This window comes from Photorhabdus sp. RW14-46, assembly GCF_963887965.1.
In the GTDB taxonomy this organism is placed as follows: Bacteria; Pseudomonadota; Gammaproteobacteria; order Enterobacterales; family Enterobacteriaceae; genus Photorhabdus; species Photorhabdus laumondii.
Map to the genome: position 1 here is coordinate 140,047 of NZ_CAWPHH010000001.1, position 10,796 is coordinate 150,842.

Genomic DNA, 10,796 nt, shown 5'->3' on the forward strand with positions numbered 1-10,796 from the left:
AAATAGGAATATCATGATGATATATTTATAAAATATCAAAAATGAATGAATAGCAGAATTCAGTTACCTATTCTGGCGATATTCTTCTTCGTCGTCATTGTTATTTATCCCCGATTCAACAAGGTTATTTCCCGTATTCTCCTCAAAAATCGTTTTCGGCAGGGTAAATCCCCGTAGTTTCAATAATACCAGCGGCCCTTTCCCGACTTCGGTCCGTAATATCCAGGTCAGCGCTAACCCCTCCGGCGTGGTAAATTTCAGCCGGTAACGGCTTTCATCCACCATCTGCACTTGTGCCGCCTCCAGCCAGCGAATGAATCCCCACGCCCCCGGATAGTCGCCATACAGCCGCGCACCGCTATTCACCCCGGTCCAGGTCAGCACCACCCCGGGATTATCCCCGTCCCCCGGCCAGCGTAAACGCTGCCAGCGCTCCATCTGGTTAAAGTAACGCAACTGCTGACTATCTATCGTCAGGTCCGTTTCCGCCACATCACCCACCGGTTTCGCCCGCAATTCAAACCGTATTCCCTCGCTGCCGTTAGCAAACAGCACATCCGCGACCTGACTCAGTTGATTTATCGCGGTTAAAAAGGCCGGGTTAACATGCAGTCCCTGACTGTTCACCTTATCCACCACCCAATACTTGCCCTCTTTATGCAGCACGCCGCCTAACTGATTGTGCAGAAACTGCTCTATCCGCCCGCTGTCGGCCCGAATAAACTGCCCCAGCATCGGCAAAGAGACCTCATTTTGCGCCGCCACGAATGGATAACGGCCGTCAAAATCGGTCTGCCAGTCCGCCACTACCGCCGACTGCCATTGCGCATTCAGACTGGCCGCCGCCGGCTGTAACACCGTCTGCCACGCCTCGGTTAACGGTTGCACAAACACCGCCTGACCAAACCCGTTCCATTCCGCTCCCAGACTCGCCGCTATCAGGCTGCCATAGGTCCGCGTGTCCGTCAGTTCCACGCTTTTCCCCTGAAACACACTCTGTGCCAGAGCTTCCATCACCGCCGGGGGGTCATCGGTATTCGCCAGTTGTTGCAGTGCCAGACGCACCCGTGTCACCCGCGTCAGGAAGGTTTGCAGACTCAGTGACGGGTCCGCCGTCAGCCCGTTTTCCTCTGTGCTTTTGCCCATCAGCGCCAATAACGGGCCAAACGCGTTATCCAGTGGCCCCGGTGGAAGGCGGGTCGGGTCAATCACTGATGGTTTATTTTTCTGGAACAGGTTTTGTGCCGATTTCACCAGCGAATCCGCCAACGCCGTGCCCGGTTGTCCGGTTTCTCCCTGATAAGTCAGTGTGTCCATCAGGGCAATCAACGGGGACTGGCGCACATCCGCCATCAGGGTTAACTGGTCGATGGTGTCGGACAGGTTATGGGTTTTATGCCAGCGCAGGCTATTAAGGAAGTTCAGCCATGCCCCGGCAAAGTCGGTAAAATAACGCGCTGTCAGCCGGGCTTTCAGCTCCGCCGGTGAAGCCGCCTTCGATATTGGCTGACGACCGTCACGCAGTACCCAGTCAATTTCTTCCTGTCGGGACGCCACCACCTGCGCTATCGCTTTTTGCACCTGACCTTCCCACGCCTGACGGGTAAACATCCCCGGCACTACCTGACGGCTGCTAAACAAGCGACTCGCCTCCGTAGCCCCGGTCATCTGCGCCAGAGTTAAATCCCGGTAACTGTGGGCCACCTGTTGCAGCATTTTCTGGTACAGCATCGTTTCCCCATGACGCTGCCCGAGCTGATTGAGCAATATCTGACGCACTTCACTGACCAGTTCATTATCCACACTGATTTTCCACTCCGGGTGGCGCGGTAAATTCTCAGCATAAAAAGTCAGTAATGCCTCGCCGCTGTTTTGCCACAGACCGTCCGTCACCCCGGCACGGTGCGGCCAGTCCGCCATCAATACCCGGCTCATCACCGCCGCATCCGCTTTCTCCGGCCGCGCCATCATCAGATACACTTTCAACTGGTTATACGCCGGTGTGATACGCTGATGACGCTGTGCACTGCCCGCCGGCAGGTTCACCAGTTCGGTCAGGCGCTGATGGAGCAACCGGGCAGCGGCATCACGTATCAGTTCGGCATTGTTGCGCTGATACACCGGCCACATCGCTTTCAACAAGGCTTCATTCTGATTGAACCCGAAACGGCTGTACCAGGGCGTGCCACGCGCTGACTGAGACTGCAACCGGTCAATCTCCCGTTGCAGCCCATGCTGACTCAGCAAACGGGCTGATACATCTCCCTGACGGTCACCGGCCGCGCTGAGGCGTTCACGACTGACCGCTATCTGATGCCGGTTAACCCCAAACGAGGTCACACTGCCAATTCCCCACAACGCTGCCAGCGCTATCACGCCCCACTGCGCACTTTTCTCCCACGGAAAACCCACCGCCTGTCCCCGGCTATCACGCACCTGTTCCAGCACCCCATTCCAGCTGGCATCCACCAGCCAGCCATGCTCCACCATGCCTGACGGCACCGGCAGCGGTAAACTGAACGTCACGCCCGACAACCTTATCGGCGGCCGCTCTAACAACGGCGTCAACTGCCCGACCAGACGTGTTACCCCCTTATCCCGCAAAGACTGCGCCAGTCGCAACAGAAAATCGTGACGGTTTTCCGCTATCGCCTGTTCCATACCCCGGTTCGCCAGCGTGGGTATCAGGCTGTGCAGGCTCTGCGCCAATATCTCAGGCGTACACTCTTCTGACAGAAAACAGCCCACGGTCTGGGTTGGCCGGTCGCGCTGGTCCCAGTTGCTGTGACGCACATTCCACACATACACCGGGGCCTGCCAGCCAAGCTGTTGTCCCTGTTTCTCCAGCATGCGCAACGCGGTCTCTATCTGCGTTCGCTGGCCGAGTTGCTCTTCGGTCATCACCCACACCACGCCATCCAGCGGGCGACGGCGACGCAATTGGCGCAACGACTGTAACTGCGCTTTATCCGGCTGTACCTGCAAACCGCCGCCCCACAGCAACAGGTGGTGCTCGCCTTCTTGCCATTTCTGCTGAACAAGGCCAGGAGCTATCTGATCTACTTCTTGATCTTCGCCCATCACCAGTAAGATACGTACTTTGTTACGCCAAAAGCGACCATAACGTCGACTGAGGTGAAAATTGATCATCTCCCTATTTTCATCCGCAGATGTATAAATTTTTAACCGTTCTTCTCTGGCCGGACGCATACCTTGTTGCTCAATTTCCCTTCTGAGGTATTCCTGCCGATAGATCCCAACGATTACCGGGAAAAGGCGCAGTACACTAAAGATCAATACAGATAATCCCCAAGCAAATATTTTTTTATCATTTGCATCCAATCCGATTTTTTCACCGTAAAACCAGATACAAAATGCTGATATAGCAGCAACGACGATAAATAGCAGTGCGTTACCGATTTTGGTCCACCTATTACCGATCATTTTGATTCTTCCTCCAATGCCTGAACTGTATTTACTGTCCAGTTACGATCATTTTTCGCTAAAACTAAATAATTCCCTGAATGGTATTGAGATAAATCAATAGCCAACCCGGTTGCCAACCAATAAGCCCCCGAACCAGCCAGACCAATAAACTTTTCAATATCTTTAATCCGTTCCAGTTTTAATGCCGCATTCTGCTCTTGAATTACTGGCATAATTTGCGAAGCGTAGGAATACATATCGTTATTATCCCCTAACATACCTATGGCTTCTTTCGCAGATAATTGGGTATTAATAAAGGTTTTAAATTGTTGTTCAAAATTTTCAGCGTCAATTTCCATCGGTCGATATATTCTGGCTTTCTCAGTCAATTCAAATTTTTGTGTCAAATCATCGGTTGCCATAAGCAATACCCCTAAGCCTTCTGAAAATTTCCCGGTGTTTTCAATTTGCAGCAATATTAACAATTGCACTTCACTAGCAGGATCTTTTAACCAATGTTCAATCTGCATTGCTGACAAATAAGGTACCAGATTTAATTGAGACAATGGCTTACGTGAAGGAAAAATCGATTGCCACTTTTCTTGCAATGTCATTTTTAATTTCTCATATTCTTGCACAGAACCATGAGTGATAACCGTTGCGCAGATTTGTCTGTCCGGCGGGATATCAGAGATCGCCTTTTCAACACTGTTTAATAATATCTGCACTGAATCACGCCATTTATTCTCTGACCATGGAAAATAGTCTATTACTTTTTTCTCACCATATTGAACAGCAATTTTCGGCTCTTCCCGCACGATAGTTCCGGCTGTTATTTTCTCCGGTAAAAACACATCACTGTGTAACACAGACATATGTCTACTGGCCCAATTTTGCCACTCTCTATCAATATGTTGTCGTTCTTGATGCCAAAAACGATATATCTCCAGCCGATAACCAAAGAGATATAACCTCAGTCCAAATGCAGCCAGCCATATTAGGCCCACCGCACCAAAAATTATCCACCACTGTTGCAGCCTGATGTATCCAGACCATAACACATAGCAAGTCATACCGATGCAAATAATAAGCATGCCTGAAACCAGCCAATGCCATAATACAGGAGAGATAGGTTCCTGCTGGATTGCAATTACGGGTTTGTTCCAGCTCATACTTTTACCTTTATAGAAAACATTTGTAATAACCTGACAATGACATAGCGAAAACGATATTTTATAATTCAGAATAAAATATCATTGACTCTATGTTTCTCGATTTTCTCTTTTAAGAATGATTATCATTAACTTCCAATTAAATTAAACCGGTTCAAGAGAATTTCAATAATGCGATACAAAGAAAATAATCTTTATTTCATGGAGTTACCGCCCGCCAGTAAATCGATAAATTGCCCCCCGGCATCAGGTTGAACAGTAATATTTTTATATTGCCAATGTCCTGCATGTTTATCTGCATCAACATACACAGTACCACCAGACCGATTTCCTTTTATAGGAATTTCAAATCCCGCTTCACTCTCGCTAACACTGCCAGAAACAAACCAACCTGCTTCAATGGGTTGGCCTAAAATACTTTTCACCGCAGGATTAGATTGTGCCAGCGATAAAGCTTTTTTATAGGGCTCTGAGGATTTCATTGCGCCCATGACAATCGTAAATATACCCGCGATGAAAAAAGGCATAAAACAGACCATCATCCATTTCCATTTACGTATCACCCAACTGCGTTTTACGGAAAGAGAGGGCATCCCCGTTGTTGCTTCGTTATCCGATAAACTCCACTCTTTTTTTATCGTTACATTTTTTGCTTTCATCTCTTTAATACCTTTTCATTAGGGCGAAACGCCACGTTATCTTACATTCGAACTTCTTATTCCATCAGATATAGGGCCGAACCCTATTTACAGTTTTTTACAACTCATTTAACTATTGCTTATTTTCCTCTTTAATCGTGAAAGCAAAACCCATCGCCATTTCATAATGGTTATCATTATCCTTTCCTCATATAGCGACGTTACTGTTTTGTTTATTTAACTGTTTTTCTCCTTTTCAAGGATCATTCTATTCAGTTATTGGCTTCTCCTTACAACCATAGAAAACTAGTTAGATTCAAAATCGTGTTTTTAGTTCAAAAAAAATTCATCACACAGAGAAAATTTTAACTCACAGATAAAGTGTATCTTTTTTCAATTCCCTTTTACCCTTGCTATTGTTGTACTCCGGTGAATGTTGATAATCGCTTTCTGAATACTCGTCATTATCCAGTTCAGATCCGAGTCTGCTTTTCATGATTTTGCTACCCCCTGTTTATTAAGCTGGTTCACTGTCGGCTTTTCTCCGTCATGTGAATCTTTTAAATCTAAAGTTGAATGCTTGGTTTCAGGGTAGTTAACTACACAACGGAAACCATAGCCTGGAGAATTAACTTTATATTTTTTTAATGACACACTATTTCTTGCCACCGTTGTGCTATTCAGTACCCCCCCAAATCCTAGCCCTACATAGCCTCTCACAACCTTTTTATCACCATGCTCAGGCCCTTGTGGGTTATGTTCTGGTGAACGCTGATAATAGTCTTCGGCATACCAATCATTGATCCAGTCAATGCCATTACCCATCATGTCGTACAACCCCAGAGGATTCGGTGGAAAAGATCCCACCGAGCTATTACTTGAAGAGAACCCCTTTTCTTCATCGTAATAGTTATCACTGCTAGCAAAGATAAATAATTGACCTCGACTGCGTGCCGCATACTCCCATTGCGCCTCTGTCGGCAAATCTCCCCTCTTACCGCTTACTTTGCCCAGCCACTGGCAATAATCTTTAGCATCCTGCCAGTCTACTGAAGCCGGATAGTTATCACCTGTACTCTCGACAAAATACTGAGAAATCCTATTTTGTCTCAGTTTGTTATACGTTGCCGTTTTCGGCAGATCCAAAATCTCTCGGTAGCGATTAAATTGCCCCCAAGTCACCTTGTATTTAGCAATGCTAAAACTGTTCAGTGTTACTTTATGTTCATATTTATTATCTATATCTGAGTTGTAAAACAGGTTGTCACCGTCGCGCATGCCAAAATCCCCCATCATAAAACTGCCCCCTTTCACCGGCACCATTTCCGCCAATGCTTCTTTCACCAACGCCTGCTGCTCTGTCTGAATTTTCTTTTTATCTTTACAACCCGCCAATGTTAGTAATACCAAACCAGCCACTAAGGGATAACAAAGTATGCTTTTCATGATTTCGCTACTCCCTGTTTATCAGACTGACTCATTGCCGGCTTTTCTCTATTATCAGAATCTTTTAAATCTAAAGTTGAATGCTTGGTTTCAGGGTAGTTAACTACACAACGAAAACCGTAGCCCGGTGGGTAGCTCTTATGTTTTTCAAAGTAATTTAAATCTACTTTGTCACGACTAATAACCAAATTATCCTGGTCACTATCACCAACAGATCCTCTTAATACTTTTTCATTTCCCTTTTCAGGCCCTCGTGGATTATATTCTGGTGAGTACCGATAATAATCTGCGGCATACCAATCATTCACCCAATCCTGTCCATTACCCATCATATCGTACAATCCTAGCGGATTTGGCGGATAAGAGCCGACAGGACGCATATCCCCTGTAAAATTTTTATGCAGTTCATACACATTATTATTGTTGGCAAAAATAAATAGCTGACCGCGACTACGAGCCGCATATTCCCATTGCGCTTCTGTTGGTAAATCCACATCCTTACTACTGATTTTTCCCAACCACTGGCAAAAACCCTTAGCCTCTTGCCAGTACACCGAAGCTGGATACTTTTCTCCCAGTAGAACTTGATAAGACTTATACTCTTTCCCAAACTTTTTAAAGTGTTGATAGAAATCATTCTTCGGCAGCCCCAGAATTGCCCTATAACGGTTAAACTGCTCCCAAGTCACCCGATATTTCGAGATACTAAAACTATCCAGCGTTACCTTATGTTCTAGCCTATTATCCATATCAAAACTATAAGGCAAATGTTCTGCTACCCGGCGACCAAAATCTCCCATCATAAAACTGCCACCTTCCACCGGCACCATTTGCGCTAATGCTTCTTTTACCAAAGCCTGCTGTTCTGCCTGAATTTTCTTTTTGTCTTTACAGCCCGACAGTGTTAGTAATGCCAAGCCAACTACTAAGGGATAACAGAGTATGCTTTTCATGATTTTGCTACTCCCTGTTTATTAAGCTGGTTCACTGTCGGCTTTTCTCCGTCATGTGAATCTGTTAAATCCAAAGTTGGATTCTTGGTTTCAGGGTAGTTAACTACACAACGAAAACCAAAACCCGGTAGATAAATCTCTTCACTAGGACGATAGCTATAACGATTAATCACCAAGTTTTCCTGATCGGTACTTCCGATAGATCCTCTTAATACCTTTTTGTCTCCCTTTTCAGGACCTTGTGGGTTATGTTCAGGTGAATGCTGGTAATAATCTGCGGCATACCAATCATTAATCCAGTCTCTTCTATTACCCATCATGTCATACAACCCCAACGGATTAGGCGGAAAAGAACCCACCGGACGGATATCACCCGCAAAATTTTTCCCCACTTCATATATGTTGTTATTATTGGCAAAAATAAATAACTGACCACGACTGCGTGCCGCATACTCCCACTGCGCTTCTGTCGGTAAATCTACGCTCTGACTACTCATTTTGCCTATCCATTGGCAAAAGTCTTTAGCCTCCTGCCAACCCACCGAAGCCGGATAGTTATCCCCAGTACTCTGAACGAAATACGCAACGTCTGTTGCTCCTTTCAGATAATTGTATGTTGCCGTTTTTGGCAACCCCAAAATAGCTAGATAGCGGTTAAACTGCCCCCAAGTCACTCGATATTTCGAAATACTAAAACTGTCCAGCGTTACCTTATGTTCCAACCTATTATCCATATCAAAACTATAAGGCAAGTGTTCTGCTACCCGGCGACCAAAATCCCCCATCATAAAACTGCCACCTTTCACCGGCACCATTTCCGCCAGCGCTTCTTTTACCAAAGCCTGCTGCTCTGCCTGAACTTTCTTTTTATCTTTACAACCCGCCAATGTTAGTAATACCAAACCAGCCACTAAGGGATAACAATGTTTTCTTTTCATCATTTAAACATCCTCACATAACGGTGCTGCTCAATAACCACCTGTGTAATACTTTTAAACAACTCTGCATTTACCGGTTTCAGCGGTTCATTTAAGCTTTTCGCCACCTCAGCACTAGCAGGCAACCAGTTATAAATATCTTTCAAATTTTTTGCATAATGACTAGGTTCAATAATGACTTTAGCCGCAAAGGGAACAAACTTATCACTACTCCCATAGACTCGTGGTGCTTCACCTTGACCTAAAAAGGCAACCACTTTCTCCTCTCCCGCCTTCCAGTCACTTATTCCTCCATCGTGATCTTCTCCTCCTCCACCCGGCACCTTATGCAAATTCTTCATCACCTTTTCGTAGTCGCGTTTTGATTGCACCCATTTCAGTACCGCCAGTATTGCCCGTTTACGCGCACTGAATACCGTCATGAACTCACCCTTTAACTCACGGTTACTGGCTGGACTCGCTACTTCATCCCAGAAATTAGTTTCAATTAGCGCGGCAATCATTGCCCCGCGAGTTTCCGGTGGCGCGTATTTCAGCACATCACCTTGACTATCATTAATCTTCTCCATCAATGCCACCCGTTTTTCCTTATCCTTCCAAGACTGGTTCAGAACAGAAACTAGCTCATCCATACTCTTAACCAATGTGTACTCTCCCAACTTCAACAACGGCATCATACAAAACGCGTAATAATGCTCCTCAGCCATCAACTCCAACATCTTCACATAATCCATATTGCGCAACATATAGGCCAGGCACGGCATAAACTCTTCCCATATCGCCTCGCCATCAATATCAAAACTGACCGCCCCTTTAGCGCCAGCCCCCCAACACAGGCCACCTTTGGCAACGACGCGAATACGCCCATCCCGATAACTAAACGACACAATGCCACTGAAACCCACACCAACCTGTCCCGTAACACCAACACTGACTTTCGCCAGCGGCCGAAATTCCATTGGATTCTTCTCCGGGTTTTTCCACATCAGGCCGCCACTGACATTGGCTCCGCACTCTGCCCCGACAAACATGCCTAGTTCCTCCCCGTTATTCGATCCCTCCAGCAACTTGGAGATATCCACCTTGCGACGACCCGGCACACCATTACCATCCAGCGCCATCGGTACCGGTACTCCTTTCGCCACATTACCTTTCAGGTTTACTCCTACCTCAATCCCCAAACTGGCTCCCACGCTGCCCGATAGTGTCAACGTCAGGTCAAACCGCCATATTCCCAACACACCTTCGCTGCCATCCTTACGCGGATAGCACAGTTTCACGCCGGTCCTGTCCGGCAGATGGAGCGTCGCTCTGGTTCGCGACTCCGCCAACGCAAAATTGGCATAAAAATTAATCTTCCCCGATCCGTCCAACAGCCCCTTCAATCCATTCTTACTGATTTCCAGCGGGTTCAATGCAGCTTTGGCTCCCGCACCATAAGACCAGCGCATCAGTTGGGATTGTGAATCAAACGCAATATGTTCCCCTTCATACGGCGATGTTTTCAGACTGTTATTCAGGTCTTGCGCCCATTTCCCCCAAACACCACTGTGATCATCAATCAACTTCACATCCAGCACCGTTAATGAAGGTTTGAGTTTTTTAATTTGCGATTCCAGCTTCTTGCCATCTATCTCCATTCGGGTACGGTTGTTGCCCTGTTTATCCGTATACGGCACTTCCCGTAAAAAGCTTTTGCCCCCGCTTTTCTTATCCTGATCATTCAGCTTATAGCGCCGCCAGTGGCTTTTGATTTTGTCCGACCGAACGTAGGTGTATTTGTAACCCTGATAGCCTTTATCCATCGCTATCAGTTCCGTGATACCAATCGCGCTTTTTTTGGCGTTTTCATCCAATAACGTCGTTTTAGGCAAATTTTCTGGTGGACTTAAGGTACTTAGCTGATTGCGTAACCGTTCACAAGCCCCATTCAATTCGTCATAAGCCGCTTTTAGCTGCACTTCTTGCCCGTAAGCAGGTGCCATTGTCTGCTGAGTACACTGCTCCGTCAGCGCGTCTAACTGCCGTTCCGCCTCAATGCGCTGTTCCACACAGTGACTCAGAAAGTTATGCTCCTCCACCAAGGCGTGGACATCTTCTTTATCCACAAAAATCAAGGTTTCACTGTCAGGGTGGAAATATATTGCTGGCTCCGCTTTGATATACACATCGGTGTTTTGCGGTTTTACCCCGGTTTTTCCGGTCGATACAGTCATACGGTTC

General features: G+C 46.6%; 8 protein-coding genes. All 8 read right to left on the reverse strand.

The features are described 5' to 3' along the window. Positions 1-63: 63 nt before the first annotated feature. A complete protein-coding gene (locus AACQ38_RS00580; protein WP_242685492.1) occupies positions 64-3,444 on the reverse strand; it encodes an ImcF-related family protein in 3,381 nt (1,126 codons plus the stop codon). Continuing rightward, positions 3,441-4,598: a hypothetical protein gene (locus AACQ38_RS00585; RefSeq protein WP_165577172.1), complete on the reverse strand. Its 1,158-nt coding sequence runs from the start codon at positions 4,596-4,598 to the stop codon at positions 3,441-3,443. The genes AACQ38_RS00580 and AACQ38_RS00585 overlap by 4 nt, the downstream gene beginning before the upstream one ends. A gap of 194 nt (positions 4,599-4,792) precedes the next feature. Continuing rightward, complete coding sequence (locus tag AACQ38_RS00590) at positions 4,793-5,257, reverse strand: cytochrome c oxidase assembly factor Coa1 family protein (RefSeq protein ID WP_113026793.1); 465 nt, start codon at positions 5,255-5,257, stop codon at positions 4,793-4,795. 349 nt (positions 5,258-5,606) lie between these two features. After that, positions 5,607-5,732 carry a hypothetical protein gene (locus tag AACQ38_RS00595; RefSeq protein WP_278249214.1) on the reverse strand — a complete coding sequence of 42 codons (126 nt, stop codon included), beginning with the start codon at positions 5,730-5,732 and terminating at the stop codon, positions 5,607-5,609. Continuing rightward, the gene (locus AACQ38_RS00600) at positions 5,729-6,682 is read right to left on the reverse strand and encodes a formylglycine-generating enzyme family protein (protein ID WP_207631746.1); all 954 of its coding nucleotides are present in this window, start codon (positions 6,680-6,682) and stop codon (positions 5,729-5,731) included. Before AACQ38_RS00600 ends, AACQ38_RS00595 begins: the two co-directional genes overlap by 4 nt. Then, entirely contained in the window at positions 6,679-7,635 is a 957-nt protein-coding gene (locus AACQ38_RS00605; protein ID WP_165577173.1) for a formylglycine-generating enzyme family protein, read from the reverse strand. The genes AACQ38_RS00600 and AACQ38_RS00605 overlap by 4 nt, the downstream gene beginning before the upstream one ends. Further along, positions 7,632-8,576: a formylglycine-generating enzyme family protein gene (locus tag AACQ38_RS00610; RefSeq protein WP_165577174.1), complete on the reverse strand. Its 945-nt coding sequence runs from the start codon at positions 8,574-8,576 to the stop codon at positions 7,632-7,634. The genes AACQ38_RS00605 and AACQ38_RS00610 overlap by 4 nt, the downstream gene beginning before the upstream one ends. Then, complete coding sequence (locus AACQ38_RS00615; protein WP_207631747.1) at positions 8,573-10,789, reverse strand: hypothetical protein; 2,217 nt, start codon at positions 10,787-10,789, stop codon at positions 8,573-8,575. Before AACQ38_RS00615 ends, AACQ38_RS00610 begins: the two co-directional genes overlap by 4 nt. Positions 10,790-10,796: the final 7 nt, after the last annotated feature.

Bases quoted from the DNA above. Each gene is read 5' to 3' on its own strand.
- AACQ38_RS00580 (WP_242685492.1), bottom strand. From the start codon at position 3,444: ATGATCGGTAATAGGTGGACCAAAATCGGTAACGCACTGCTATTTATC.
- AACQ38_RS00585 (WP_165577172.1), bottom strand. From the start codon at position 4,598: ATGAGCTGGAACAAACCCGTAATTGCAATCCAGCAGGAACCTATCTCT.
- AACQ38_RS00590 (WP_113026793.1), bottom strand. From the start codon at position 5,257: ATGAAAGCAAAAAATGTAACGATAAAAAAAGAGTGGAGTTTATCGGAT.
- AACQ38_RS00595 (WP_278249214.1), bottom strand. From the start codon at position 5,732: ATGAAAAGCAGACTCGGATCTGAACTGGATAATGACGAGTATTCAGAA.
- AACQ38_RS00600 (WP_207631746.1), bottom strand. From the start codon at position 6,682: ATGAAAAGCATACTTTGTTATCCCTTAGTGGCTGGTTTGGTATTACTA.
- AACQ38_RS00605 (WP_165577173.1), bottom strand. From the start codon at position 7,635: ATGAAAAGCATACTCTGTTATCCCTTAGTAGTTGGCTTGGCATTACTA.
- AACQ38_RS00610 (WP_165577174.1), bottom strand. From the start codon at position 8,576: ATGATGAAAAGAAAACATTGTTATCCCTTAGTGGCTGGTTTGGTATTA.
- AACQ38_RS00615 (WP_207631747.1), bottom strand. From the start codon at position 10,789: ATGACTGTATCGACCGGAAAAACCGGGGTAAAACCGCAAAACACCGAT.